Annotated in this window: 26 protein-coding genes; 12 read left to right on the top strand and 14 right to left on the bottom strand. The window is 69.7% G+C overall.

What is annotated here, in order from left to right; genetic code table 11:
* The first annotated feature begins 79 nt into the window (after positions 1-79).
* Positions 80-1,261, top strand: coding sequence for a cytochrome P450 (locus FG154_RS14065; RefSeq protein WP_145109143.1), 1,182 nt, complete (start codon positions 80-82; stop codon positions 1,259-1,261).
* Positions 1,262-1,370: 109 nt separating this feature from the next.
* Here FG154_RS14065 and FG154_RS14060 read toward each other — a convergent pair whose 3' ends face one another.
* Positions 1,371-1,832, bottom strand: coding sequence for an Lrp/AsnC family transcriptional regulator (locus FG154_RS14060; protein ID WP_002722912.1), 462 nt, complete (start codon positions 1,830-1,832; stop codon positions 1,371-1,373).
* A gap of 142 nt (positions 1,833-1,974) precedes the next feature.
* Here FG154_RS14060 and cobA point away from each other — a divergent pair, with 142 nt between their 5' ends.
* From cobA to FG154_RS14030, 6 genes are all read left to right on the top strand, one after another.
* Positions 1,975-2,739: a uroporphyrinogen-III C-methyltransferase gene (cobA, locus tag FG154_RS14055; protein WP_145109140.1), complete on the top strand. Its 765-nt coding sequence runs from the start codon at positions 1,975-1,977 to the stop codon at positions 2,737-2,739.
* Positions 2,736-3,041: a DUF2849 domain-containing protein gene (locus FG154_RS14050; RefSeq protein ID WP_145109137.1), complete on the top strand. Its 306-nt coding sequence runs from the start codon at positions 2,736-2,738 to the stop codon at positions 3,039-3,041. Before cobA ends, FG154_RS14050 begins: the two co-directional genes overlap by 4 nt.
* Positions 3,042-3,059: 18 nt before the next feature.
* The gene (locus FG154_RS14045) at positions 3,060-4,730 is read left to right on the top strand and encodes a nitrite/sulfite reductase (protein WP_145109134.1); all 1,671 of its coding nucleotides are present in this window, start codon (positions 3,060-3,062) and stop codon (positions 4,728-4,730) included.
* The gene (locus tag FG154_RS14040; RefSeq protein ID WP_145109131.1) at positions 4,720-5,475 is read left to right on the top strand and encodes a phosphoadenylyl-sulfate reductase; all 756 of its coding nucleotides are present in this window, start codon (positions 4,720-4,722) and stop codon (positions 5,473-5,475) included. Before FG154_RS14045 ends, FG154_RS14040 begins: the two co-directional genes overlap by 11 nt.
* A complete protein-coding gene (locus FG154_RS14035; protein WP_145109128.1) occupies positions 5,472-5,879 on the top strand; it encodes a DUF934 domain-containing protein in 408 nt (135 codons plus the stop codon). The genes FG154_RS14040 and FG154_RS14035 overlap by 4 nt, the downstream gene beginning before the upstream one ends.
* Positions 5,880-5,941: 62 nt before the next feature.
* On the top strand, positions 5,942-6,748 hold the full coding sequence (locus tag FG154_RS14030) for a ferredoxin--NADP reductase (protein WP_011907396.1): 807 nt from the start codon (positions 5,942-5,944) through the stop codon (positions 6,746-6,748).
* Positions 6,749-6,837: 89 nt separating this feature from the next.
* Here FG154_RS14030 and FG154_RS14025 read toward each other — a convergent pair whose 3' ends face one another.
* Entirely contained in the window at positions 6,838-7,473 is a 636-nt protein-coding gene (locus tag FG154_RS14025; RefSeq protein WP_145109125.1) for a hypothetical protein, read from the bottom strand.
* A 125-nt stretch (positions 7,474-7,598) separates the two neighbouring features.
* Here FG154_RS14025 and infC point away from each other — a divergent pair, with 125 nt between their 5' ends.
* The gene (gene infC / locus FG154_RS14020) at positions 7,599-8,183 is read left to right on the top strand and encodes a translation initiation factor IF-3 (protein WP_186312377.1); all 585 of its coding nucleotides are present in this window, start codon (positions 7,599-7,601) and stop codon (positions 8,181-8,183) included.
* 44 nt (positions 8,184-8,227) lie between these two features.
* Here the strand turns inward: infC and FG154_RS14015 are convergent, their stop codons facing one another.
* The 7 genes from FG154_RS14015 to FG154_RS13985 all read right to left on the bottom strand — a co-directional run bounded on the left by FG154_RS14015 (position 8,228) and on the right by FG154_RS13985 (position 16,162).
* Positions 8,228-9,238 (bottom strand): molybdopterin-binding protein, encoded by a 1,011-nt coding sequence (locus tag FG154_RS14015; protein ID WP_145109122.1) that lies wholly within the window; start codon positions 9,236-9,238, stop codon positions 8,228-8,230.
* On the bottom strand, positions 9,238-10,209 hold the full coding sequence (locus FG154_RS14010) for an XdhC family protein (protein ID WP_145109119.1): 972 nt from the start codon (positions 10,207-10,209) through the stop codon (positions 9,238-9,240). Before FG154_RS14010 ends, FG154_RS14015 begins: the two co-directional genes overlap by 1 nt.
* A gap of 95 nt (positions 10,210-10,304) precedes the next feature.
* The gene (locus tag FG154_RS14005; RefSeq protein WP_186312376.1) at positions 10,305-12,476 is read right to left on the bottom strand and encodes an OmpA family protein; all 2,172 of its coding nucleotides are present in this window, start codon (positions 12,474-12,476) and stop codon (positions 10,305-10,307) included.
* A 213-nt stretch (positions 12,477-12,689) separates the two neighbouring features.
* The gene (locus FG154_RS14000; protein WP_145109116.1) at positions 12,690-13,118 is read right to left on the bottom strand and encodes a hypothetical protein; all 429 of its coding nucleotides are present in this window, start codon (positions 13,116-13,118) and stop codon (positions 12,690-12,692) included.
* A gap of 141 nt (positions 13,119-13,259) precedes the next feature.
* Positions 13,260-14,456, bottom strand: a complete 1,197-nt coding sequence (locus FG154_RS13995) for a vWA domain-containing protein (RefSeq protein ID WP_145109113.1) — start codon at positions 14,454-14,456, stop codon at positions 13,260-13,262.
* 104 nt (positions 14,457-14,560) lie between these two features.
* A complete protein-coding gene (locus tag FG154_RS13990) occupies positions 14,561-15,475 on the bottom strand; it encodes an AAA family ATPase (protein ID WP_145109110.1) in 915 nt (304 codons plus the stop codon).
* Between the two features lie 168 nt (positions 15,476-15,643).
* Positions 15,644-16,162, bottom strand: a complete 519-nt coding sequence (locus FG154_RS13985; protein WP_145109107.1) for an HD domain-containing protein — start codon at positions 16,160-16,162, stop codon at positions 15,644-15,646.
* Positions 16,163-16,257: 95 nt separating this feature from the next.
* On the opposite strand from FG154_RS13985, the gene pyrC reads away from it, so the two are divergent.
* The 3 genes from pyrC (at position 16,258) to FG154_RS13970 (ending at position 19,798) form a co-directional block, all read left to right on the top strand.
* Positions 16,258-17,298 (top strand): dihydroorotase, encoded by a 1,041-nt coding sequence (pyrC, locus tag FG154_RS13980; RefSeq protein ID WP_145109103.1) that lies wholly within the window; start codon positions 16,258-16,260, stop codon positions 17,296-17,298.
* A gap of 42 nt (positions 17,299-17,340) precedes the next feature.
* Positions 17,341-18,039 carry an orotate phosphoribosyltransferase gene (locus FG154_RS13975; protein ID WP_145109100.1) on the top strand — a complete coding sequence of 233 codons (699 nt, stop codon included), beginning with the start codon at positions 17,341-17,343 and terminating at the stop codon, positions 18,037-18,039.
* 268 nt (positions 18,040-18,307) lie between these two features.
* The gene (locus tag FG154_RS13970; RefSeq protein WP_145109097.1) at positions 18,308-19,798 is read left to right on the top strand and encodes a replicative DNA helicase; all 1,491 of its coding nucleotides are present in this window, start codon (positions 18,308-18,310) and stop codon (positions 19,796-19,798) included.
* Between the two features lie 165 nt (positions 19,799-19,963).
* Here FG154_RS13970 and FG154_RS13965 read toward each other — a convergent pair whose 3' ends face one another.
* Both FG154_RS13965 and dusA read right to left on the bottom strand, forming a co-directional pair.
* On the bottom strand, positions 19,964-20,782 hold the full coding sequence (locus tag FG154_RS13965) for a sulfite exporter TauE/SafE family protein (RefSeq protein WP_145109094.1): 819 nt from the start codon (positions 20,780-20,782) through the stop codon (positions 19,964-19,966).
* A 69-nt stretch (positions 20,783-20,851) separates the two neighbouring features.
* Positions 20,852-21,844: a tRNA dihydrouridine(20/20a) synthase DusA gene (gene dusA, locus FG154_RS13960; RefSeq protein WP_145109090.1), complete on the bottom strand. Its 993-nt coding sequence runs from the start codon at positions 21,842-21,844 to the stop codon at positions 20,852-20,854.
* 128 nt (positions 21,845-21,972) lie between these two features.
* On the opposite strand from dusA, the gene FG154_RS13955 reads away from it, so the two are divergent.
* Positions 21,973-23,124, top strand: a complete 1,152-nt coding sequence (locus FG154_RS13955; protein ID WP_145109087.1) for a site-specific integrase — start codon at positions 21,973-21,975, stop codon at positions 23,122-23,124.
* 1 nt (position 23,125) lies between these two features.
* Here FG154_RS13955 and FG154_RS13950 read toward each other — a convergent pair whose 3' ends face one another.
* The 3 genes from FG154_RS13950 to FG154_RS21075 form a co-directional block, all read right to left on the bottom strand.
* The gene (locus tag FG154_RS13950) at positions 23,126-23,575 is read right to left on the bottom strand and encodes a helix-turn-helix domain-containing protein (protein WP_145109084.1); all 450 of its coding nucleotides are present in this window, start codon (positions 23,573-23,575) and stop codon (positions 23,126-23,128) included.
* A gap of 69 nt (positions 23,576-23,644) precedes the next feature.
* Complete coding sequence (locus tag FG154_RS13945; protein WP_186312375.1) at positions 23,645-24,091, bottom strand: RusA family crossover junction endodeoxyribonuclease; 447 nt, start codon at positions 24,089-24,091, stop codon at positions 23,645-23,647.
* Positions 24,084-24,305: hypothetical protein (locus tag FG154_RS21075; protein ID WP_186312374.1), on the bottom strand; the 222-nt coding region annotated here is incomplete at its 5' end. The genes FG154_RS21075 and FG154_RS13945, both read right to left, overlap by 8 nt.

Here is a 24,305-nt window from a genome sequence, read left to right as displayed (position 1 = left end):
GGCCCGTCGGTCATCCTTTCCGAGCGGAGCCCGGTCGGTGGCCAGGCTCCGCCGACAGTGCGGAACCCTCGCCCGGCCGATGAAGACCCTGAGCCAATCGCCCCACGACCGACGCTTCCTCCGCGATCCCTACCGCTTCTACCGGCAGGCGCGCGCGGCCGGACCGTTCTTCCGGTGGGAAGAGCTTGATGTCGTCTGCACCACCTCGCACGCCGCGGCCAACGCGATCCTGCGCGACCGGCGATTCGGGCGCGAGGTGCCGCCGGAGCGACGCGCCCCCGTGCCCGAGCATCTGGCCCCCTTCGCGGCCGTGGCCGAGCATTCGATGCTGGAGCTCGAGCCGCCACGCCACACGCGGCTGCGCAACCTCGTGCTCCGCGCCTTCACCACGCGAAGGCTCGGCTCGATGCAGCCCCAGATCGCCCGGCTGGCAAACGGGCTCATCGACGAGATGCCGGACGGGCCGTTCGACCTGCTGCCGGCCTTCAGCCAGCGCCTGCCCATCACCCTCATCGCGCGGCTGATCGGTATCCCCGAGGCGCTCGCCCCCGAGCTCCTGCGCTGGTCCTCGGCGATGGTCGCCATGTATCAGGCCGGGCGGAACCGGCAGACGGAAGAGCGCGCCGCAGAGGCCGCCGCCGCCTTTTCGGACTTCCTGAGGCTTCACATCGCGGATCGCCGCGATCGGCCCGCCGACGACCTGCTGACCCACCTGATCGCGGCCGAAGCCGAGGGACAACAACTCTCGACCGACGAAATCGTCTCGACCTGCATCCTGATCCTGAACGCAGGCCACGAGGCGGCGGTCCATGCGATCGGCAACGCGGTGGCGACGCTCCTGCAGCATCGGACGCCGCCCGAGGCGCTCGCGCCGGCCCGTGTCGCGGCCACCGTCGAGGAGTTGCTCCGGTTCGATCCGCCCCTGCATCTCTTCCGGCGCATGGCCTACGCGCCGGTCGAGATCATGGGCCGGACCTTTGCCGAAGGCGAGGAGGTGGCGCTGCTCCTGGCGGCCGCCAACCGCGATCCCGGCCCCTGGGAGCGACCCGACCGCTTCCTCTGGAACCGGCCCGAGAAGCCCCATCTGGCCTTCGGAGCCGGCCTGCACTTCTGCCTGGGCGCGGCGCTTGCGCGGCTCGAACTGGCCACGGCCTTGCCCGTGCTCTTCACCCGTCTGCCTGGCCTGCGCCTCGTCAAGCCGCCGCGCTGGTCGGACAGCTGGCATTTCCGCGGGCTCGAGCGGCTGATCGTGGCGCCCTGAGCCGGCCGGCGACGGGGGCTTCGCGCCCCCGCACCCCCGCGGGATATTTCCGCAAGAGTGAAAGTGGGACAGGAGGAGGGGGGCGCTGTCGGCGGCGGCGGCGGCCGGGTCAGACGGGAAGGACGGTGGTGGCCTTGATCTCCTCCATCGAGAGGAGCGCCGTCACATTGTAGATACGCACCTCGGATATGAGCGCCTGGTAGAAGGTGTCGTAGGCCCGCGCATTGGCCACGCGGACCTTGAGGATATAGTCGATGTCCCCAGCCAGCCTGTGCGCCTCGAGCACTTCGGGCCGTTCGCGCAGCGCCTTGAGGAACTTGCGCTGCCATTCGGCCTCGTGCTCGGAGGTGCGGATCAGCACGAAGAAGCAGGCTTCGAGCCCCAGCGCCTCGGCATCGAGCAGGGCGGTCTGCCTGAGGATGACGCCCGCCTCGCGCATCCGCCGGATCCGATTCCACACGGGTGTCTTGGATGAGCCCACCTTGCGCGCGATCTCGTCGAGCGACTGGCTGGCGTCCGCCTGCAGCTCGGCAAGGATTTTCCTGTCCATCTCGTCCAGCCGGACTGCCATCCGCGCAACTCCCCTTTCCGCGGAACCCCGTTCCATCCCGCGCACCATAGGGAACAATCTTCCTTATCTGCAAGGGGATATGGCGCCACACGGGGAAACTGTCCTAGATTGCAGGGCGAACTCCCAGCAATGGATGGCAAGGATGCTGCACGCCCCCACCGCCCCCGGACAGGTCATCTTCGTCGGCGCCGGCCCCGGCTCGGTCGATCATCTGACCATGGGCGCCTGCCGGGCGCTGACGCAGGCCGAGGTGGTGATCCATGACCGGCTGGTAGGCCCCGAGATCCTCGAGCTGATCCCGCCACAGGCGCTTCGGATCGAGGCCGGCAAGGAAGGCTTTGGCCCCTCCACCCCGCAGGGCGAGATCAACGCCCTGATCGTGGACCATGCCGGGGCTGGCCGTCGCGTCGTCCGGCTGAAGTCGGGCGACAGCGGCATCTTCGGCCGGCTCGACGAGGAGATCGAGGCGCTGGACGAGGCGGGCATCCCCTGGCGCATCGTGCCGGGGCTGACCACGGCCGCCGCCGCCGCCGCGACCATCGGCCAGGGGCTCACGAAGCGCGGGCGCAACGCCGCGCTCCGCATCGTGACGGGACATGACATGGCGGGTTTTGCCGAGCAGGACTGGCGGGGACTTGCCCGCGCCGGCGAGGTCGCCGCGATCTACATGGGCAAGAAGTCCGCCCGGTTCATCCAGGGCCGGCTCATGATGCATGGCGCGAGCCCCGAAACCCCCGTCACCGTGATCGAGAATGTCAGCCGCGCCGACGAGCGGATCGTTGCCGGCACCCTTGCCACCCTTGCCGAGGCCGTTGCCGGTTTGACCGGCCCGGCTATCGTGCTCTACGGGCTCGCGCCTCGCCGCGCCGCGGCGGTGCTGCCCCAACTGAAGGAAGCCACCGCATGAGCCGTCCGTTCATTCCGAAGGTCGTGACCGCCAACGCGCTGCTCGAGGGCGATGTCGTCTATCTGACGGCCGATGACCGCTGGACCCGCCATCACCACGAGGCGGAGCTGATCGAGGACGAGGCCCACGGCCAGCTTCGGCTGCTGCACGCCGCGGCGCGCAAGTCCGAGGTGGTGGGCGCCTATCTCGCCGATGCCCGGCCGGGCGCATCGGGTCCCGAGCCCGTCCATTTCCGCGAGGTGTTCCGCACGCGCGGCCCCTCGAACTACCGCCACGGCAAGCAGGAACTGGCGGCGCGCTGACGCCGGAGGGAAGCGATCATGTACAGCTACAATGACTTCGACGAGGCTTTCGTCCGCACCCGTGTCGCGCAGTTCAGCGAACAGGTCCGCCGCCGCATCGACGGCTCGTTGACCGAAGACGAGTTCAAGCCGCTGCGCCTGATGAACGGGCTTTACCTGCAGCTTCACGCCTACATGCTGCGGGTGGCGATACCCTATGGCACGCTCGACAGCCGCAAGATGCGCCAGCTGGCGATGATCGCCGAGCGGTGGGACAAGGGCTATGGCCATTTCACCACGCGCCAGAACATCCAGTTCAACTGGCCAAAGCTGTCGGACGTGCCCGACATCCTGTCGGCGCTGGCCGATGTGGAGATGCATGCGATCCAGACCTCGGGCAACTGCGTGAGGAACGTGACGGCCGACCATTTCGCCGGCGCCGCCGCCGACGAGATCGAGGATCCGCGCCCGGTGGCGGAGTTGCTCCGGCAATGGTCCACCGACCATCCCGAGTTCCAGTTCCTGCCGCGCAAGTTCAAGATCGCCATCACCGGCTCGCCCAGCGACCGGGCGGTGACGCGCGCGCATGACATCGGCCTGCGCATGGTGCGCAACGCGGCCGGAGAGCCGGGCTTCGAGGTGATCGTGGGCGGCGGCCTCGGCCGGACGCCGATGATCGGCCATACCGTGCGGGAGTTCCTGCCGAAGGCGGACCTGCTGCCCTACGTCGAGGCGGTCCTCGGCGTCTACAACGAGCTTGGCCGACGCGACAACAAGTTCAAGGCGCGGATCAAGATCACCGTGCATGAGACGGGCGTCGAGAAGATCACCCGGATGATCGAGGAGAGGTTCCTCGAGACCCGCGCCGAGTTCGGGGGCAACGACCAGGCGCTTCTGGCCGAGATCGAGAAGGCCTTCGCCCCGCCGGCGTTCCGCAACGCGCCGACCGACGCCTACGACGACTTCTACAGGGCCGATCCGGTTTTCCGGTCCTGGGCCGACACCAACCTCGCCCGGCACCGGCACGCGGACTACGCCATCGTCACGATCAGCCTGAAGGCGCATGGCGCCACTCCGGGCGACGCCACGGCCGAGCAGATGCGGGTGATGGCTGACCTCGCCGAACGCTACGGCCATGACGAGCTGCGCATCAGCCACGAGCAGAACGTGATCCTCCCGCATGTCCACAAGTCGGATCTGCCGGCGGTCCATGCGGCGCTGGCGCAGGCGGGGCTGGCCACCGCCAACGTGGGGCTGATCTCGGACATCATCGCCTGCCCCGGCATGGATTACTGCGCGCTGGCCACGGCCCGCTCGATCCCGGTGGCGCAGGAGATCGCGAGCCGCTTTGACGAGCTGAACCTCGAGCATGAGATCGGACCGCTGAAGATCAAGATCTCGGGCTGCATCAACGCCTGCGGCCATCACCATGTCGGCCATATCGGCATCCTCGGCCTCGACCGGGCGGGGGTCGAGAACTACCAGATCACGCTGGGCGGGGACGGCACCGAAACGGCCGCGATCGGCGACAAGACGGGCCCGGGCTTTGCCTACAACGAGATCGTGCCCGCGATCGAGCGGATCGTGCGGGCCTATCTGCGGGTGCGCAGCGGGCCGTCCGAGACCTTTCTCGAAACCGTGCGCCGTCTGGGGCATGCGCCCTTCAAGGCGGCCCTCTATGACGCGGAAGGCACAAAGGATGCTGCGTGAGGTTCCCCACGGCACCGTCGCCGAGCGTGTGGCGGCGCTGAATGCCCGCTACAGGCACCACGGCGCGACCGCGGTGCTCGAACATGCGCTGAAGGATGCGGATCTGGGCCGGGTGGCGCTCGTCTCGTCCTTCGGGGCCGAGTCGGTCGTGCTGCTGCATCTGGTCTCGGTCATCGCGCCCGAGACGCCGGTGATCTTCATCGACACGCGGATGCTCTTTCAGGAGACGCTCGATTATCAGCGCCAGCTGGCTGACACGCTGCATCTGTGCGACATCCGCACGATCCGCGCCACCCAGCCGCGGATCTCGTTCGAGGACCCGGACGGCACGCTGAACCAGTACAACACCGACGCCTGCTGTGCGGTCCGCAAGGTCGAGCCGCTCGAGCGGGCGCTCCGGCATTTCGACGGCTGGATCACGGGGCGCAAACGCTACCAGAGCGGCACGCGCGCGGCGGTGGACTTCTTCGAGGCCGAGGACGACCGGCGCATCAAGGTCAATCCGCTGGCCCACTGGGGGCGCGAGGATCTCGAGGATTACATCGCCAACAACAACCTCCCCCGGCACCCGCTGGTGGCGAAGGGCTACCCGTCCATCGGCTGCGAGCCCTGCACCTCGCCGGTGGCCGAGGGCGAGGACCCGCGCGCGGGCCGCTGGCGCGGCAGCGCCAAGACCGAGTGCGGCATCCATTTCATCGACGGCCGTGCGGTGCGCGGGCCCGTGAACAAGGAGGACGCGGCATGAGCGTCATCGTCACCGACAAGGGTTTCGTGGCGGACGACTGGCCGGGCGAGATCGCCCCGCTCGAGGCGCTGGCCGACGGGGCCGAGGCGGTGGATCTGGCCAACACCGACGATCCGGCGCGGCTGGGCAACCGGCTCGAGCGGCTCGGCCTCATCCGCATCGTCTTTCCGTCCTTCAGCGACGGGCGCGGCTTCACGCTGGCCAGGCGGCTGCGCCGGATGGGCTACCGCGGGCGACTGCGCGCCTTCGGGCCGCTGATCGCGGATCAATATGCCATGGCCCGCCGTTCCGGCTTCGACGAGGTGGAAATCCCGGACGATCTTGCCGCCCGCCAGCCCGAGGATCAGTGGCTCTTCCGCGCCAACTGGCAAAACCATGACTATCAGTCGCAGCTTAAAGGCTGATTCCGGCCTTTCTTCGCAGGGTGCGAAGATTTACTGAAAGAGCGGACCAAGGGGACCGAGCCATGAACCAGAATGCCGCCATTGTGAAGACCCTGCCCGATGCGCAGACCGTGACCACGGTGCAGCATTGGACGGACCGCCTCTTTTCGTTCCGCGTGACGCGCCCGCAGTCGCTGCGCTTCCGCTCGGGAGAGTTCGTGATGATCGGGCTGCTCGACGAGCGCGGCAAGCCGATCATGCGCGCCTATTCCATCGCCTCGCCCAACTGGGACGAAGAGCTGGAGTTCTACTCGATCAAGGTGCCGGACGGGCCGCTGACCTCGCGCCTCCAGCACATCCAGCCGGGCGACCAGATCATCCTGCGCCCGAAGCCGGTGGGCACGCTCGTGCTGGACGCGCTTCTTCCCGGCAAGCGGATCTGGTTCCTGGCGACCGGGACCGGCCTCGCGCCCTTCGCCTCGCTGATGCGCGATCCCGAGACCTACGAGCGGTATGAGCAGGTGATCATGATGCACACCTGCCGCGAGAAGTCCGAGCTGGAATACGGCCGGCAATTGGTCGAGAGCCTGAAGGACGATCCGCTGATCGGCGAGATGGTGGGCGACAAGCTGCTCTACTATCCCACCACCACGCGCGAGACGTCGGACCGGATGGGCCGGATCACCGACAACCTGACCTCGGGCAAGGTGTTCGCCGACCTCGGCATCCCGCAGATGAACATGGACGAGGACCGCGCGATGGTCTGCGGCTCGCTCCAGTTCAACCTCGACGTCAAGACCGTGCTCGAGGGCTTTGGCCTGCGCGAGGGCGCCAACTCCGAGCCGCTGGAATATGTGGTCGAGAAGGCCTTCGTGGGCGACGGGATCTGACCACGGCAACCGCTGTCGGAACGCCGCGCGGCCCCCGCGCGGCGTTACTGCATGTCGCGCTTCGTGAAGGACGCGGCCGGGTTCGCCCCTTACTGCGCGTCGGCCGCGGGCGCCCCCACCCCCAGCGATGTCCGCACCGTTTCAAGCGCCGATCCAAGCAGTTCGGGGGTCGCCTCGGCCGCCTCGATCGTGTTCTTCAGCCGCTCCTTGGTCGCCGGGTCCAGATCCGAGGAGTCGATCATGGCATCGACACGGGCGCGGTCATAGGTCTCGACCCGCAGCAGGTCTTCGGGAAGCAGCTCACCCGCCGCGTCGGCCGCGTTGCGCGCGGCAAGCGTCGCGGCGGCGGCGGCCTGACGCGCGGCCTCGACCGCCGCATCGGCCGCGGAAGAGGCCGCCTCTCCGGCCGTGCGCGCCGCCTCTTCGGTCGCGGCGGCGGCGGCGGCAGCGGCATCCGAAGCGGCCTCGGTCGCCGCATCGGCCGCGGCGGCAGCGGCGGCGGCCGCTTCGGCGGCGGCATTCTCGTCGGCGCGGGCGGCTTCGGCGGCCTCCTCGCGCGCCGCCTCGGCGGCAAGACGGGCCTCTTCGGCCGCCCGGGTCGCCTCATCCTCGGCGGACCGGGCCGTCTCGGCCGCCTCCTGCTGCGGCAGGTAGCCATACTGGTACCAGCCGACGCCCGCCGCCGCGAGCAGCACGAGCCCGACGATGATCGCAATCCTGTTCATTCCCTGTCCTTCACGCTGCGGCACCTCTGCCACCGTGGCAACGTCGCGATGCCGCAGGCCGTTCCCCCACAAGACACCGCGAAAAGCCCCGAATCCGGTTGAAAGGGAGCGGTAGGGACACTATTTTGCGCCGCACATTTGTTAACCGCACAAGGAACGCCACCATAGCCCGCAGACCCCACAACGCCCCGCCGCAACGCGAAACGGGCCCCCGTGTCAACGAGCGCATCCGCTGCCCCGAGATCCGTCTGATCGGCGCCAATGGCGAGAACATCGGGATCGTCACCCCCTCGCGCGCCATGTCGATGGCCGAAGAGGCGGGGCTTGATCTCGTCGAGATCTCGCCGAACGCGGAACCGCCGGTCTGCAAGATCATGGACTTCGGCAAGTTCAAGTACGAGCAGCAGAAACGCGAGGCCGAGGCCCGCAAGAAGCAGCACATCATCGAGATCAAGGAGATCAAGTTCCGCCCCGGGACCGATACCCACGATTTCGACGTGAAGATGCGCTCGGTGCTGAAGTTCCTCGGCGAGGGCGACAAGGTGAAGGTCACCCTGCGCTTCCGCGGCCGCGAGATGGCCCACCAGGAACTCGGGCTCGAGCTTCTGAACCGGGTCGCCGCGCAGGTGTCGGAGGCCGAGGCCGGCAAGGTCGAGGCCATGCCGAAGCTCGAAGGCCGCCAGATGGTGATGATGATCGCCCCGAAGTAAGGGCGCCTCGCACGGCGGAACAGGGGGGCCATCGGCCCCCTTTTTCAGGTCCGCTCCCGCCGTTCGCGCGGTTGCGGGCGCAGCGGGATCTCCTTCAGAAGCCCGCCCACGCCCATCGCGGCGATGGCCTCGTCATCGACCTCGAGCCCGCAGGCAAGCCGTTCCAGCACCCAATCCGCACCGTTCAGCGCCGGAGACCGGGCGCACCCCGGCAGGCCGATCACCGGGCGCGCGCCGAGGCTGCCGTGAAACAGCAGGTTTCCCGGATCGACCGGCATCCCGAACCGGGCCACCCGCCCGCCCGCCAGCCGCAGCGCCTCGGGCGCGGTGTCGTGCAGGTCGGAGGTCGCCGAGCCCGTCAGGATCAGAAGCATCTCGCCCGGCAGGCGCCGGAGGGCGTCGGCCATGGCGCCGGCCTCGTGTGGCGTCACCTCGCAGGCCAGAAGCTCCATCCCCAGCGCCGACAGCCGCTTTTCGACCGAGCGGCGGCCCTTGGCGGTCAGCTTCGCCTCCTGCCCCGGCACCTCGGTGCAGAGCAGCCCCGCGCTCTTGCGCACCACGGGCAGGATGCGGATCGCGGCCCGCGCCAGCGCCTCGGCCCGCGCCAGCGCCGCCTCCTCCACCGCATAGGCGATGATCTTCACCGTGCCCACCAGCATTCCCGGCTCGACCCGCGTGAGCGGCGCGAGCGTGGCGAGCGTCAGCGCCGGATCGATCCGGTTCAGCGCATGGATGCGCGGGACGTCGAGGGCCACCAGCCCCGGCGCCGCGGCGTTCAGGTTCACCCGCCCCGTGAAGGCCGCCGAACGGCGCAAGCGGGCCTCGTCCTCGTCGGGCACCAGCGCGGCCGCAAGACGCGCGGCGGCGGCATCCTCGGGCACATCCCCCGCGGCCAGTCGCGCCACCGTCACCTCGGCCACCTGCGCCGCCCGCAGCCGCGCGAGTTCGGCCGGCCCCAGCACGAGACCCTTGCGCAGCCGCCCCTCGGGCAGGACGAGCGAATGGGCGAGGATCGCGCCCTCGGCCTCGTCCAGCGGAACCGCGCCGAACCGCATCAGCCCCGCCTCAGCCGCTCGGTGATCTGGGCGAGGATCGAAATCGCGATCTCGGCCGGGCTGCGCGCGCCGATGTCGAGCCCGACCGGCGCATGGATGCGCGCGATCTGATCCTCGGCCACGCCCGCCGCCCGCAGCCGTTCCACGCGCCGGGCATGGGTGCGGGGCGAGCCGAGGCAACCGAGGTAGAAGGCCGGCGTGGCGAAGGTGGCGAGGATGGCCGGATCGTCGAGCTTTGGATCGTGCGTCAGCGTCACCACCGCCGTGCGGGCATCCGGCTCAAGGCGGGCAAGCGCCTCGTCCGGCCAATCCTCAAGGATGGTTTCGCCGGGGAACCGCGCGGCAGAGCCGAAGGCGCTGCGCGGGTCGATGAGGGTCGGCTCGAAGCCGGCGATCCGGGCCATCGCCAGAAGCGGCTGGGCGATGTGGACCGCGCCCACCACGATCATCCGCAAGGGCGGGTTGTGGATGCCGATGAACCAGCCATCCTCCTCGAGACCCGAGCGGTCCGCGCGCAGGCGCGTGGCCACGCGGGCCTCCTCGGGCCCCGCCAGCCGATGCGCGCCACTCTCGGGATGCACCAGCAGCGCGATCGGCCGCCGGGCGGCGCGCGCCGCCACGAGATCGGCCAGCAGCGCCTCGGGCAGGGCCGTGCCGATGGGTTCGACCAGCACGCGGATCGTGCCGCCGCAGGCGAGGCCCACGGCAAAGGCCTCGTCGTCCGACACGCCGAACGTCATCAGCCGCGGGCGCCCATCTTCGCGCGCGGCGGCGGCTTCGGCAATGACCGCGCCCTCGACACAGCCGCCCGAGACCGAGCCCATCATCGCGCCGTCCCCGGCCACCACAAGCTGGCTGCCCGCAGGGCGCGGCGCCGAGCCCCAGGTCTCGATCACGGTCGCAAGGACAGCCCCCCTGCGCGCGCGGTGCCAGTCGAGGGCGGTCTCCGGAATGTCATCATGGCCGGTCAAGGGCATCTCCCGTCGCTTGGGCGGATCATGCGACGGTCGATGCCGGGGCCGCCACTGCCAAAAGGTGGCATGGCGGCCCGATCGAGTGCCCCGGATCAGTTCGAGGCCGTCTGCATCAGCGGCGTGATCAGGCGCACCGCCACGCGACGGTTGCGCTGCTCCGGCCCGTCGGTGTCGATGCGCAGATCGCCTTCGCCGTAGCCCTGGACCACCATGTTTTCCGGGGGAACGTCGAAATACTCGGTCAGCGCCAGCGCCACCGATTCGGCCCGACGGTCCGAGAGCGCGAGGTTCGAGGCCTCATCGCCCACGGCATCCGTGTGCCCTTCGATGAGGAACACCTCGCCCGGACGCTCGGCCACCATGTCGGCGATGGTCTGCCCGAGCACGGCAAGCCGTTCCGCCTGTCCCGGATCAATGGCGGCAGAGCCGGTCGCGAAGGTGATCTGGTCCACGTCGATGGCCGGGGCCAGGGCCCGGACCTCGCGGTATTCCCGGATCTGGCGCAGGCTGTAGGTCCGGTCGAGGTTCCGGCTCCGGGCCTGTTCCAGCGCCTGCCGCAATTCGCGCTCGTTTGTGGTCTCGACGAAGCTGAAGACCGGCGCAGGCTCGGGCAGGCGCGAGACATCCACCCGCTCCACCGGAGCCAGATCGTCGATCAGCCGAAGTTCGCGTCCGTCGCGGTCGATCGCGGTCCGGCGCAGCACCCGGCCGGCCGCATCGCGGATGGTGACGATCTGCGTTCCGTCGGCGCGCGTCACGACCGCCCGCGTCGAGCCGTCATTGAAGCTCTGGGTCACGACTTCGGACCCCGGCCGGCGCAGCAGCGTGTCGTCATCCTTCAGCACCGAATAGGTGCCATCCGAACGCTGGACCACGACACGGTCGCCGCTGTTGGACACCACCTCGTCGCGGTTGTTGAGCAGCGCCCCCACCGCGAGGCCACCCAGCGCCAGCAGGCCGAACTTCTCGAAGTTCGACAATCCGCTGTCACGGTCGCCCCCGGTTTCGGTCTGCTCGCGGTTGGTATCCAGCAGCGTGCGGAACTCCTCGTTGCTCGAGCGGCTGTTGTCTTCGGTGATCTGCTCGGCACGACCCGCGGCCTCACGCGCCTCGCGGGCGGCATCGCCGGCATCATCGGCAGAGGCGGCGGCCGCGGCGGCGGCCTCGGCACCGGCTTCCTCGCTCTCGAGGATGCGCGACAGGAGGCTGCGCGCCTCTTCCTGATCGGCCGGAGAGCGTTCCGCCTCCTCGGCCCCGGCGGCCGTCTGATCGGCCTCGGCGGCCGCGTCGCCGTCCGTGCGTGCCGCGTCGGCCTCGGCGCCGGCACGGTCCGCACCGGCCCCGCCTTCGTCGTCGGTCGCGGCACGGTCCGCGTCGGCCGCAGGCGCGGCCTCGGGGTCTTCGGCTTCGGCCTGACCGCCGGGCTGCCCGGCGCCCTCGCCTTCGGCCTCAACCTCGGCCCCGGGCGCGGTTTCGGCGGCTCCGTCATCCTCGCCGGCCGCGGTCGCACCCGCCGTGGCGGCGGCGGCACCGTCCTGACCTTCGTCCTGCGCCGCATCGACCGGAGGCTCGGCATCCGCCTCGAGACGGCGGCGAAGTTCGTCCGCATCCGGCGCGGCCTCTTGCTCGACCGCACGCTCCTGATCGGCCTCGCCCACGGGTTCGGCGTCGGCCGCCGCATCTTCAGGCGCATCCGGGCTGCGCGCCGCGCCCTCGGCGGGCTGAGGATCCTCGCCCGCCTGTTCGGCCCCGGCCGGAGCCTCTTCTTCCGCTGCGGGCGCCGCTTCCTCCGGGCTGTTCAGGATGCGGCTGAAGCCCGAGCCTTCGGCCTCGGCTTCCGTCTCGGCCCCGTCCGCTTCAGCCCCCTCCGGCACGGCTGCATCCGGCCGGTCTGCGGCATCCGCATCCGGCGCTGGCTCGGCGGGCTGGTCGGCCGCATCGTCTGCGGCCCCGGCAGGCCCTGCATCCTCGGCCTGCCCTGCGGCTTCAGCGTCAGCGGGCGGCGCGTCCTCAACCGCTGGCGCAGGTTCGGCTCCCTCCTCGGCTGCAGGAGCGGCGGGTTCCGCTTCGTCGGCGCCATCCTCGGGCGAGTCCTCCCCGGCCGGTGCCTCAGCATCTTCGGCGGGCTCCAGCCCCGGCGGGCACTCCTCGGGGTTGGCGGCACAGCGCGCGGCCGCATCTTCCTGCGCGACGAGCGGCAGCGGCTGGAACGTCGAAAGCGCCACCGACAGGGCGGCCGTTGTGGTCAAAAGACGGCTCTTCATCGGAAATTCCTTTCATTCCTGATCCGGCGTCAGGAGCCGGACCGTTCGTGCTGCTGAAAAACCCTCGATCCCGTCGTTTCGTTCCCGAGCCGCCTCAACAGGCGCTGCCTGTTCCCGCGCCTGACCGGCCTCTTGCGCCACCGGCTGTTGTCACAGCCATGAAAAAAGCCGCCGCTCTTGCCGAGCGGCGGCTTTTCGGGCGGACCCTACCGATTACTGGGCGGGAACCGCGCTCTGCGAGTCGTCCGTCCCGTCGGGCTGCTCGGCGCCCGGAACCGCCGGGGCATTGCCATCGGTCACCACACCACCCCCGGTGGAGGACGGATCGACCGGAGTGGCAGACTGCGAGTCATCCGCGCCACCGGGCGTCTCGGAGCCCGGAACCATCGGCGTCATCTCGGTATTGCCCGAGACACCTCCGCCGGTCGAGCCGGTCGGATCGACCGGAGGCGCGGACGTGGAATCATCCGTTCCGTCCGGGGACTCGGCGCCCGGCACCGAAGCGGCTCCCGGCGGGCAGGTCACGGTCGCGGAGGGGATGCACTCGTCCGTGGTCGTGGTCTGCGCGGCGGCGGCCAGCGGCTGAAGCGCGAAAAGGCCAAGCGACAGGGCGGCGGTCGTCTGGAGCAGTCTGGAGCTCATCGTCGTTCCTTTCTGTCTGTGATCCCGGCCTGTCGGGCCCGGATCTGCATGGCGCCTCAACCGGCCGAGGACCGGAGCGTTCCAGCCGGGCTGACGGGGGCGGATAACAGATGTGTGAAAGGAGACGCGTCCGCCGGATGGTCAGCGCCGCGAGAGCGCCTCGGCCAGGGCTTCGAGCGAGGCCACCGAATGGGCGGCACGCAGGCTGTCCACATGGGGCAGCATGGCGCGGATTCCGCCCGCCCGTGGGGCAAAGCCCTCCCACCGCAGGAGCGGGTTGAGCCAGATGAGCCGCCGGGCCGAGAGATGCAGACGCTCCATCTCGCGGGCAAGGTCGGCCGGGTCGCCGCGGTCGAGCCCGTCGGTGATGAGAAGCACCACGGCCCCCTGCCCCAGCACCCGTCGCGACCAGTCCCGGTTGAAGACGTGGAGACAGTCGCCGATCCTTGTGCCGCCGGACCAGTCCTGCGCCTCGGCCCCTGCGGCGGCGAGAGCGGCATCCACGTCCCGGCGGCGCAGGTGGCGCGTGATGTCGGTGAGCCGCGTGCCGAAGGTGAAGGCATGGACCCGCGCCCAGCCCTGCCCCTTCCGGTTGGCCACCGCGTGGATGAAGTGGAGAACCAGCCGCGAATAGCGCGACATGGACCCGGAAATGTCACAGAGCACGACGAGGTTCGGCCAGCGCAGCGCCGGACGGCGGCGGGCGAGCGCGGGGATCTCGCCGCCCTGCCGCAGCGCCCGAGCAAGGGTCCGGCGCAGATCGACCCGCGGCCCGCCCGCGGCGGCCACCAGACGCCGCGAGCGGATCGGCGGCACCGGCAGCGACAGCCGTGCGAGCATGCGCCGGGCCTCGTCCATCTCGGCCGTGGACATCTGCTCGAAATCGAGCCGCTTCAGCCGCTCCTGCTCGGAGGCGGTCTCGGCGGCGTCGATCTCGATGAGGCTGCCCTCAGGCTCCGGCGCGGCGCGCTCGGGTCGCGGGGCGCCATCGAGCAGCGCCTCGGCCGCGCGTTTCTCGGCGGGATCGGGCGGGCGATCCTCGGGCGCGGCGCGCAGCTGCGGCAGGAGGAGGCTCATCATCTGCTCGAGAAACTGCGGGTCGCGCCAGAAGAGGCGGAAGACCTGCGCGAAGGTGGCCCGGTGCTCGGGGCGCGAGACGAAGCAGGCGTGGAGCGTCCAGTAGAAATCCTCGCGCGAGGTGAAGCCGGTGGCCTCGACCGCGCGGACGGCATCGGCCACGCGGCCCGAGCCGATGGGCAGGCCCGCCTTGCGGAGCGCGCGGGCGAACCACAGGATGTTGCGGGTGAGGCTGCCGTCGGCGGGGGCCTGGAGTTCCATCGCTCAGGCCCGGTGGAGCGGGCGCCGGGGGGCTGTCTGCCCCCCGCGCCTCCGGCCGGGGCCGGAGGCCCCCCCGAGGATATTTGGACGAGACTGAAAGAGGCTCATGCCGGGGCGAGGTCGCGGCGGGCCTCGTCCAGGAGGCGGCGCGCCTCGGAGCCCTGGATCTTCTGGATGTCGTCCTGGTATTTCAGGAGCGCGCCCAGCGTGTCGGCGATGAGTTCGGGCGAGAGTTCGATCACGTCGAGCGCGAGCAGGCACTTGGCCCAGTCGATCGTCTCGGCCACGCCGGGGCGCTTGAAGAGATCCTCGCGGCGCAGACGCTGGACGAAGGCCACGATCTCGCGGCTGAGCGCCTCCTGCGCCTCGGGGGCGCGCGCGGCGAGGATGCGGGCCTCGCGCGGGAAGTCGGGGTAGTCCACCCAGTGATAGAGGCAGCGGCGCTTGAGGGCGTCATGCACCTCGCGCGTCCGGTTCGAGGTGAGGATCACGATGGGCGGTTCGGGGGCCCGGATGGTGCCAAGCTCGGGGATCGTGACCTGGAAGTCCGAGAGCGCCTCGAGCAGGAAGGCTTCGAAGGGCTCGTCGGTGCGGTCCAGTTCGTCGATGAGCAGGACGGGGGCGCCGCCGGGCTGGGGACGCATGGCCTGCAGGAGCGGGCGCTCGATCAGATAGGCCTCGGTGAAAAGCTCGGTGCGCAGGCTGTCGCGATCAGCGCCCCCCGACGCCTCGGCGGCGCGGATCGCGATCATCTGCGCGGCGAAGTTCCAGTCGGCCACGGCCGAGGCTGCGTCGAGCCCCTCGTAGCACTGAAGCCGGATCAGGCGGCGGCCCAGCGCGGCGGCGAGGGCCTTGGCGATCTCGGTCTTGCCGGTGCCGGCCTCGCCCTCGAGGAACAGCGGTCGGCCAAGCCGGAGGGCCAGGAATACGACCGTAGCGAGGGCACGGTCGCTCACGTAGCCCTGCTCGGCCAGGAGAGCGGCGGCGGCGTCGATCGAGGCGGGCAGAGGTTGGGTCAAGACGGCACTCCGGTTGCAGGCGCGAGGTTGGCCGAGGTGGCCCGGAGCGGTCAAGCGCCGGCCGCGGCTCTGCGACCAAGGTGGGGGCACGGCCGGAGGGAAGCGGGCGGCGCCTTCCTAAGTCCGAACCGGCGGGCGGGGGTGCCCGCCGCAGGCCCGTGGGTGCGGTCAGGCCGGGCTGTCCGGTCCGGGGCGGGCAAGGGCCGCACGGGCCGCCGCGGCGGCCTCGTCATAGGCGGCGGCGAGCACCGGATCCGCGGCGCGGCAGGCCCCGGCCACCTGATCCGCGCGCGACAGATAGGCCGCCAGCGCCTCGGGGTCCCACTCTCCCGGCCCGCTGGAGGTGAGGGCCGCGAGGTTCGACGCCTTGTCCGCGAGCCTCAGGCGCTGCGCGGACGGTGAGAGGCCGCGGGCGTCCTCCTCGGGCGGATCGGTCACCTCGGCCACCAGCCGCGCCACCTCGGGCCCGAAGAGCGCCTCGATCTGCTCCTGCGTCGCGCCGGCCTTCTCGACCGTGTCATGCAGGAGGGCCGCGATCACCAGCACCTCGTCGGCGGCGGGGCTGCGGGACGCCCGAAGCGCCACATCGATAGGGTGGTTGATGTAGGGATGGGCGGCATGGCCCTTCTGCCGCGCGCTGGCGTGCAGGCGCGCCGCGAAGGCGCAGGCTTCGAGCAGTCTGTGCATGGCGTCTCCTTTCCGGGGCGAACGTGCGGCAGGGCCGCACGTTCCCGGGGCTCGACTCACTGGAAAAGGTGCGTCCTTTGCAGTAGGCGGCAGGCATGACCCAGAGCCTCACAATCCGCCGCCCCGATGACTGGCACCTCCACCTGCGCGACGGCGCGATGCTGGAGGGGGTGCTGCCCGAAACCACCCGGCATTTCGCCCGCGCCATCGTCATGCCGAACCTCGTGCCGCCGGTGGTGACGGGCGCCGAGGCCGCGGCCTACCGCGAGCGCATCATGGCCGCCCTGCCCGCGGGCGCCCGGTTCGAGCCGCTGATGGTGCTCTACCTGACCGAGACGACCGATCCTGCGGATGTGCGCGCGGCCGCGGCCTCGGGGCTGGTCAAGGCGGTCAAGCTATATCCGGCGGGGGCCACGACCAACTCGGCCTCGGGGGTGCGCGACTTCGACCGGGTGCGCGGCGTGCTGGAGACGATGGCCGAGCTCGGCCTGCCGCTCTGCGTGCATGGCGAGGTGACGGACCCGGCGGTGGACATCTTCGACCGCGAGGCGGTGTTCCTCGAGCGGGTGCTCGAGCCGATCCGGCGGGCGACGCCGGGGCTGCGGGTGGTGTTGGAGCATGTCACCACGCGGGATGGGCTCGATTATGTGCGCGGCGGCGGGCCGGACATGGCGGGCACGCTGACAACGCATCACCTCATCATCAACCGCAACCATATCCTCGCGGGCGGCATCCGGCCGCACTACTACTGCCTGCCGGTCGCGAAGCGCGAAACGCACCGGCTGGCGCTGCGTGAGGCGGCGACCGGCGGCGAGGCGTGCTTCTTCCTTGGAACCGACAGCGCCCCCCATGTGGACGCAGCCAAGGAGTCCGCCTGCGGCTGCGCGGGCTGCTTCACGGCGACCAACACGCTCTCGATCCTGGCCCATGTGTTCGAAGAGGAGGGCGCGCTCGACCGACTGGAGGGCTTCGTCGCGCTCAATGGGCCCGCCTTCTACCGCCTGCCGCCGAACGAGGAGCGGATCACGCTGCGCAAGGGCGAACCGCTCGTGCTGCCCGCGCGGATCGAGACCGGCGCCGGCCCCGTGACGCTCTTCGATCCCGGCTTTCCGCTGCTGTGGCACGTCGAGAGCTGACCCCTTCCCGCCCCGGCGGCCCCCGATGAAAGGACGATCCCGATGATCCCCACCTCCTTCCCGCCCCGCGAGGAGATCGCTCGCCTGACCGCGCGGATGCTGCTCGAGATCCAGGCGGTGCATTTCCGCCCGCACGAGCCGTTCACCCTGGCCTCGGGTCTGCCCTCGCCCACCTACATCGACTGCCGCAAGCTGATCTCCTATCCGCGCATCCGCGCGACGCTGATGGATTTCCTGACCGTCACGCTGCTACGCGACGCGGGCTTCGAGGCCTTCGACAATGTGGCGGGCGGCGAGACCGCAGGCATTCCCTTCGCGGCGATGGTGGCCGAGCGGCTGGCCCTGCCGATGACCTACGTCCGCAAGAAGCCCAAGGGCTACGGTCGCAACGCCCGGATCGAGGGCGTGATGACGGAAGGCCAGCGCGTGCTTCTGATCGAGGATCTGACCACGGACGGCGGATCGAAACTGTCCTTCGTCGATGCGATCCGCGAGACCGGGGCGAGCTGCGCCCACACGGCGGTGATCTTCTATTACGGCATCTTCCCCGAGACCATCGGGCGGCTTCAGGCCCACGGCGTGACGCTGCACCATCTGTGCACCTGGTGGGACGTGCTGGCGGAGGCGCGGGCCTCGGATGCGTTCGACGCCGGCACGCTGGCCGAGGTCGAGTGCTTCCTGTCGAACCCGCGGGACTGGCAGGACGCGCGGAAACCAGCCGATCCGGCTGCCCGCCTCTGACCGGCCGTCGGAACCGGTCTGGGGACGAATCCGCGCGGCGCGCCGGGCGCAGGCCACCGGCTGCGTTTTCCGGCTGCACCTTCCGCGAGATATGGTAGGGTTTCGGGGCGCAGAAACGATCCACAGCCTTTCCACAGGGTTCGGGCCGGTTCGCCCCCAGGACTATACCCCCTGCCCGGCGCCGCCGTTCGGGGGTATCAGGTGGCACCGCGCATCCAAGGGCGCCCGCTGAAGGTGGCGCCCGCAAACGAGAGCAGAGGGCAGATCCGTGAACGAGGTCAGGGCGCTACGTGAGTCGCAGCCGGAGAAGACTCCGGAAGTTCTTCCCCACAACATCGAGGCCGAGCAGCAGTTGCTTGGCGCGATCCTGACCAACAACGACATCTTCGACCGCATTGCCTCGGTGATCCGGGCCGAGCATTTCTTCGATCCCGTCCACCAGCGGATCTTCGAAATCGCGGCGGCGCGGATCCAGAAGAACGCGCTCGCCTCGCCCGTGACGCTCAAGGCGTTTCTGGAGGAGGATGCGGGGCTCAAGGAACTGGGCGGGCCGGCCTATCTGGTGCGGCTGGCGGGTGCCGCGATCTCGGCCTTTGCCGCGCGCGACTATGCACAGATGATCTATGACCTGGCGGTGCGGCGCGAGCTGATCGGGCTGGGGCGCGACATCGCCGCCAAGGCCGCGCGGGTCGATGTGGCCTCGGAGCCGAAGGAGCAGATCGTCGAGGCCGAGCAGAAGCTCTATCGCCTCGGCGAGCAGGGCCATGCCGAGCGCGGCTTCCAGAGCTTCCTGAAGGCGGTGACGGATGCGGTGAACGTGGCCAACGCCGCTTACCAGCGCGACGGGGGCCTGGCCGGGATCTCGACGGGCCTCGCCGATCTCGACAAGAAGCTGGGCGGGCTGCATCCGTCGGACCTTCTGATCCTTGCGGGCCGGCCCTCGATGGGCAAGACCTCGCTGGCCACCAACATCGCCTTCAACATCGCCAAGGCTTTCCGGCGCGGCCGGCTGCCGGACGGGACCGAAGGGGCGGTCGAAGGTGGCGTGGTGGGCTTCTTCAGCCTCGAGATGAGCGCCGAGCAACTGGCGGCGCGGATCCTGTCGGAGGCGGCCGAAGTGCCTTCGGAACAGATCCGCCGCGGCGACATGACCGAGGCCGAGTTCCGCCGCTTTGTCGAGGCGGCGAAGGCGCTCGAGGCCTGCCCGCTCTACATCGACGACACGCCGGCGCTGCCGATCAGCCAGGTCGCAGCACGGGCGCGGCGGCTGAAGCGGACCCATGGGCTGGATGTGCTGATGGTGGACTACCTGCAACTCCTGAAGGGCTCGGGCGGGTCGCGCGACAACCGGGTGCAGGAAGTGTCCGAGATCACGCAAGGCCTGAAGGCAATCGCCAAGGAGCTGAACATCCCGGTGGTGGCGCTGAGCCAGCTGTCGCGGAGCGTCGAAAGCCGGGACGACAAGCGGCCGCAGCTGTCCGACCTGCGCGAGTCGGGCTCGATCGAGCAGGACGCGGACGTGGTCATGTTCGTGTTCCGCGAGGAATATTACCGCGAGCGCGAGAAGCCGGGCGACCACGAGATGGAGAAGATGGCCCAGTGGCAGGCCATCATGGAGCAGGTGCACGGCAAGGCCGAGGTCATCATCGGCAAGCAGCGTCACGGGCCGATCGGCTCGGTGGAACTGAGCTTCGAGGGCCGCTTCACCCGGTTCGGAAATCTGGTCCGGCCCTGGCAGCAGGGGATCGAGGCCTACTGACGCTCCGGGAGGTGCCGGCTCGGGGGGCATCGAGCCCCCGCTCGCCGGCGCTGCCGCGGAGGAAGGCCACGGGCCGCCTGCGGATGGGCAAGGTTGCGCCGGAGGAATCGTGCGCCTCCGGCGGGGATATTTGTGCGAGAATGAAGGGGCCGGATGGCGGGCCCGTCAGTAGCCCGCAGCCTTGCGCAGCATGTTCAGCGCCACGATCATGATGAAGACGGCGAAGACCCGCTTGAGGGGCTTGGGGTCCATCGCATGGGCGAGGCGCACGCCGAGCGGCGCCGTCAGGAGTGTCGTGGCGATGGTGATGCCGAAGGCCGGCAGGTTCACGGATCCCACCGTCCAGGGCGGGGCGGCATCGGTGGGTGTGAGCAGGAAGAGCAGGGCGGACGGCAGGGCGATGATCACCCCGAAGCCTGCGGCCGTGGCGACCGCCCGGTGGATCGGCACGTTGAAGAGGCTCATGAGCGGGACGCCGAAGGTGCCGCCGCCGATCCCCATGAGCACCGAGAGAAAGCCCATCCCGGTGCCGGTGGCGCCGCGCGCCGCACCGCGCGGCATGTGCTCGCCAAGGCGCCAGCTGGCCCTTCCGAAGGCCATGTAGAGGCCGACCGCCACGCCGACGGTGCCGAAGATCGCCTGAAGCACGCCGGAGCGGAGGCCGGAGGCCGCGAGGGTGCCCGCGACCGCGCCCAGCGCGATCCAGGGCCCCCACTGGCGCAGGATCCCGAGATCTACGGCGCCCTTGCCGTGATGGGCATGAACCGACCGCAAGGAGGTCACGATGATCGTGGCCAGCGACGTTGCGAGGCAGACGCGCATCAGGCCCGGGCCGCCATAGCCCAGCGCCTCGAAGGCGTAGAGATAGGCCGGCACGAGGATCAGACCGCCGCCCACGCCAAGGAGCCCGGCGATGATGCCGGCGAAGGCGCCGATGGCGAGGAGGAGCGCCAGCATCGGCAGCAGGAGCGAGGGATCCGGCATGTCAGGCCTTTCGCAAGGAAGCACCCCGCCATAGCGCCAGAACGTCCCGATGGCCAGAGGCGCGGGGGGTCAGGCCGCCTGCGGCCGCACCGCCTCGAGCGCCTCGTCGAAGAGGTCCAGTCCCGCCCTGGGCCGCGAGGCGCCCTCGGACAGGATGCGCCGCCAGTGCCGCGCGCCGGGGCGGCCGGCAAAGAGACCCAGCATGTGCCGCGTGATCTGGTGAAGACGTCCGCCCGCCGCCAGATGTTCGCCGATGTAGGGCCGCATGTCGGCCAGCACCCGGTCCAGATCCCGCGGCGGCTCGCATCCCCAGAGCCTGTCGGCACCGAGCAGCAGTTCGGGCTCGTTGTAGGCGGCGCGCCCGATCATCACCCCGTCCAGACCCTGCGCCAGCAGCTCCTCGGCCTGCGAGAGGTTCGCCACGCCCCCGTTGAGGCAGATGGTCAGCTCTGGGAAGCGCCGCTTCATGGCGATCACCAGCGGATAGTCGAGCGGCGGGATCTCGCGGTTCTCGCGCGGGCTGAGGCCCTGAAGCCAGGCCTTGCGGGCATGGATCACGAAATGGCGGACGCCGGCGGCGGCCACGGTCTCGAGGAAGGCGGGCAGGATCTCGGACGGCTCCTGCTCGTCCACACCGATCCGGCACTTGACCGTGACGGGCACCGGGCTCTCCGCGATCATGGCGGCCACGCAGTCGGCCACCAGAGCCGGGCGCTCCATCAGCACGGCGCCGAAGCAGCCGGACTGGACCCGATCGGACGGGCAGCCGACATTGAGGTTGATCTCGTCATAGCCGTAGGGCGCCGCCACCCGCACCGCCTGCGCAAGCTCGGCCGGGTCGGAGCCGCCGAGTTGCAGGGCCACCGGATGCTCGGCGGGCGAGAAGCCGAGCAGCCGGTCACGCGGACCGTGGATGACGGCCGGAGCCGTCACCATCTCGGTGTAGAGCATCGCGCGCCGGGTCATGAGCCTGTGGAAGAACCGGCAATGGCGGTCCGTCCAGTCCAGCATCGGGGCGACGCTCAAACGATGGTGGTCGCAACCAGTTGAATTTTCGGTCATTTTGTTTCCGCTCAATGGCTTGTCCACACGCCTTGTAGTCCTGTTTCCAGTCGGTTCTTGCCTGTTTGCGACCCTTCCGGGTAGGGTCGGCCTACAATGTAGTCCCGACCCGAGGTTTGTAGTCCCAGATGATCCGGAAGCACGTGAAGGCCGACGGCAGCGCATCCTATACCGCGCAAGTCCGCATCAAGCGAGGGGGCAAGACGGTCTTCTCGGAATCGAAGACGTTCGAGCGCGAGTCCGTCGCGAAGGGCTGGCTCGCCCGCCGGCGCCACGAACTCGACCAGCCTGGCGCGCTCGAGAGGGCCACGGCGCCGAATGGCACGCTCTCCGACGCCATCGACCTCTACACCGGCGATGTGACGGCGATCGGCCGGACGAAAGCGCAGGTGCTTCGGTCGCTGAAAGACTTCCCGATCGCCGAGATGGCCATGAGCGAAATCCGCGCGCACCACGTCGTCGAGTTGGCTCGCCAGCTCTCGGGCGACAACAGGAAGCCCCAGACCGTTCAGAATTACCTCAGCCACCTCGGAGGGATCTTCTCGATTGCGAGGAGCGCATACGGCTACGACGTCGACGCCGACACCGTGAATTCGGCGATCGAGACGACCAGGCGGCTTGGCCTCACGCGGAAGAGCGCGAAGCGGGACCGGCGGCCGTCCGCTGATGAGATGGACCGGATCATGGAGCACTTCGCTGGAATCCAACATCGCCGGCCAGCCAGCAACCCGATGCACATCATCTGCGCCATCGCGATGTTCTCGACCCGCAGGCAGGAGGAACTCCTGAAGATGCGCTGGGATGACCTGGACGTAAAGCACTCGCGGATCCTCGTCCGCGACATGAAGCATCCGGGTGCGAAAGTTGGCAACCACACATGGTGCGACCTGCCTCCGGAAGCGCTGCGGATCATCGAGACGCTGCCGAAGACTGACGCGAGGATCCTTCCCTACTCGACAGACGCGGTCAGCGCTGCCTTCACGAGGGCTTGTGCCTTCCTAGAGATCCAGGACATGCACTTCCATGACCTGAGGCACGAGGGCGTCTCGCGCCTGTTCGAGATGGGCTGGAATATTCCCAGGGTGGCCGGCGTGTCGGGACACCGCTCATGGCAGTCCCTGCAGCGCTACTCGCACCTCAGGCAGACGGGGGACAAGTGGTCCGGCTGGGACTGGCTCGACCGGCTCGCGCCGCCGCCAGCCCCAGGTTCCGACCATGACGTGCCGACCGACGAGGGGGACGAACTGCCGCCGAAGACGAGGAAGCGTCGGTCGGGGTGACCTACTGCTCCACCTTCTCAAGGATGGCCAGGATGCGAGCCGCGTCGGACATCGACACGATGCGATCGATGCGGAGGCGGGCCCGGCCATCCCCGATGGAGGTCAGCTCGACGTCTGCCTCGCGGGTGCCGGCGGCGCGGATCCGCTCGACCGTAGCCAATTTGAGCTCGGGGGCGATGTCCCCGATGTCCTTGCCGAGGGCTCTTGCCACTTTGACGAGGCTGGCGTGGGTGGGGGAGTTCTTGCCCCTGATATACAGAGAGATTGAGTCCCGGCCGACGCCCGCCCGCTTCGCCAACTCCGACTGCTTCCAGCCTTTTTCATCCAGGGCCGCTTGAATGCGGCGGCCAATAGCGACCCGCACATACTCCGGGGGGTAGCCCGCCGCCGGGTCCCACTCCTGCGGAGTGCCGTCAGCCGGAGGCGGTGAATAGTAAGGGGTCGATCCCATGTCGTTGTCTCCGCGGCCAACATTTCATGGGATACACATAAAGTATTTCCGCAAACCTGCAAGGCACGATCAACACGGAAGGCAAAGTTCGGCCGGACATTCGGCGGTCTCGGGAGAAGGGCGGAGACGCAGGACGACCCCCTCCTCGCCCGGCCGACCCCATACCTTCCGGACGCTCATGCTCGCGACGTCGCTGTCCCCATCCGGAAGCAGGCCTCCGTCCTGAAGAACGTCCATCGCCAGTTTCGCGAGGTTGTCCGCGTCCGGACGCATGAGGTGGTGCCTGCCGTGGCGCTTGCGGTCGCGGGTGGAGAAGACGAAGGTCGCCGCGAGATCGACGCCGGAGGGCCAACTGACGCCGCCTGAGGGCATGGCGCGGGTGACGGCCAGCGCCAGCACCTCCCGCCACTCCTTCGCGAGAGGGTTCGCGGTGGACACGACCCGACGACCGCAGATCCGAGGCCGCGGTTGCGGCCTCGGCGTCCCGTGCGCGACCACGACCACCTCGTCAGGCATCGGCATCTCCGTCCGTGTCCACGATCTTCAGGGACGACATGTCGAGATCGGCGAGCATGGCGGCAAGTCCCTCCTGGTCCAGCGGCGCGTCGAGCGCGACGATTCCGGGCGGTGGAGCAGGTACAGGGTTCCGTTGCGCCGCGGCAGGCTCGCCCTCGCCTGTGTTTCGGCGTGCAATTTTGACCCCCCAGGCGGGGTGATCGGCGTCCAATTT

It is taken from the genome of Cereibacter sediminicola, from assembly GCF_007668225.1.
GTDB classification, from domain to species: domain Bacteria; phylum Pseudomonadota; class Alphaproteobacteria; order Rhodobacterales; family Rhodobacteraceae; genus Cereibacter_A; species Cereibacter_A azotoformans.
This window is presented reverse-complemented; position numbering and strand designations above follow the sequence as displayed.

What these genes read in the sequence shown, in the direction of transcription:
- FG154_RS14065 (WP_145109143.1), top strand. Translation starts at nt 80, where the DNA reads ATGAAGACCCTGAGCCAATCGCCCCACGACCGACGCTTCCTCCGCGAT.
- FG154_RS14060 (WP_002722912.1), bottom strand. Translation starts at nt 1,832, where the DNA reads ATGGCAGTCCGGCTGGACGAGATGGACAGGAAAATCCTTGCCGAGCTG.
- cobA (WP_145109140.1), top strand. Translation starts at nt 1,975, where the DNA reads ATGCTGCACGCCCCCACCGCCCCCGGACAGGTCATCTTCGTCGGCGCC.
- FG154_RS14050 (WP_145109137.1), top strand. Translation starts at nt 2,736, where the DNA reads ATGAGCCGTCCGTTCATTCCGAAGGTCGTGACCGCCAACGCGCTGCTC.
- FG154_RS14045 (WP_145109134.1), top strand. Translation starts at nt 3,060, where the DNA reads ATGTACAGCTACAATGACTTCGACGAGGCTTTCGTCCGCACCCGTGTC.
- FG154_RS14040 (WP_145109131.1), top strand. Translation starts at nt 4,720, where the DNA reads ATGCTGCGTGAGGTTCCCCACGGCACCGTCGCCGAGCGTGTGGCGGCG.
- FG154_RS14035 (WP_145109128.1), top strand. Translation starts at nt 5,472, where the DNA reads ATGAGCGTCATCGTCACCGACAAGGGTTTCGTGGCGGACGACTGGCCG.
- FG154_RS14030 (WP_011907396.1), top strand. Translation starts at nt 5,942, where the DNA reads ATGAACCAGAATGCCGCCATTGTGAAGACCCTGCCCGATGCGCAGACC.
- FG154_RS14025 (WP_145109125.1), bottom strand. Translation starts at nt 7,473, where the DNA reads ATGAACAGGATTGCGATCATCGTCGGGCTCGTGCTGCTCGCGGCGGCG.
- FG154_RS14015 (WP_145109122.1), bottom strand. Translation starts at nt 9,238, where the DNA reads ATGCGGTTCGGCGCGGTTCCGCTGGACGAGGCCGAGGGCGCGATCCTC.
- FG154_RS14005 (WP_186312376.1), bottom strand. Translation starts at nt 12,476, where the DNA reads ATGAAGAGCCGTCTTTTGACCACAACGGCCGCCCTGTCGGTGGCGCTT.
- FG154_RS14000 (WP_145109116.1), bottom strand. Translation starts at nt 13,118, where the DNA reads ATGAGCTCCAGACTGCTCCAGACGACCGCCGCCCTGTCGCTTGGCCTT.
- FG154_RS13995 (WP_145109113.1), bottom strand. Translation starts at nt 14,456, where the DNA reads ATGGAACTCCAGGCCCCCGCCGACGGCAGCCTCACCCGCAACATCCTG.
- FG154_RS13985 (WP_145109107.1), bottom strand. Translation starts at nt 16,162, where the DNA reads ATGCACAGACTGCTCGAAGCCTGCGCCTTCGCGGCGCGCCTGCACGCC.
- pyrC (WP_145109103.1), top strand. Translation starts at nt 16,258, where the DNA reads ATGACCCAGAGCCTCACAATCCGCCGCCCCGATGACTGGCACCTCCAC.
- FG154_RS13975 (WP_145109100.1), top strand. Translation starts at nt 17,341, where the DNA reads ATGATCCCCACCTCCTTCCCGCCCCGCGAGGAGATCGCTCGCCTGACC.
- FG154_RS13965 (WP_145109094.1), bottom strand. Translation starts at nt 20,782, where the DNA reads ATGCCGGATCCCTCGCTCCTGCTGCCGATGCTGGCGCTCCTCCTCGCC.
- dusA (WP_145109090.1), bottom strand. Translation starts at nt 21,844, where the DNA reads ATGACCGAAAATTCAACTGGTTGCGACCACCATCGTTTGAGCGTCGCC.
- FG154_RS13955 (WP_145109087.1), top strand. Translation starts at nt 21,973, where the DNA reads ATGATCCGGAAGCACGTGAAGGCCGACGGCAGCGCATCCTATACCGCG.
- FG154_RS13950 (WP_145109084.1), bottom strand. Translation starts at nt 23,575, where the DNA reads ATGGGATCGACCCCTTACTATTCACCGCCTCCGGCTGACGGCACTCCG.
- FG154_RS13945 (WP_186312375.1), bottom strand. Translation starts at nt 24,091, where the DNA reads ATGCCTGACGAGGTGGTCGTGGTCGCGCACGGGACGCCGAGGCCGCAA.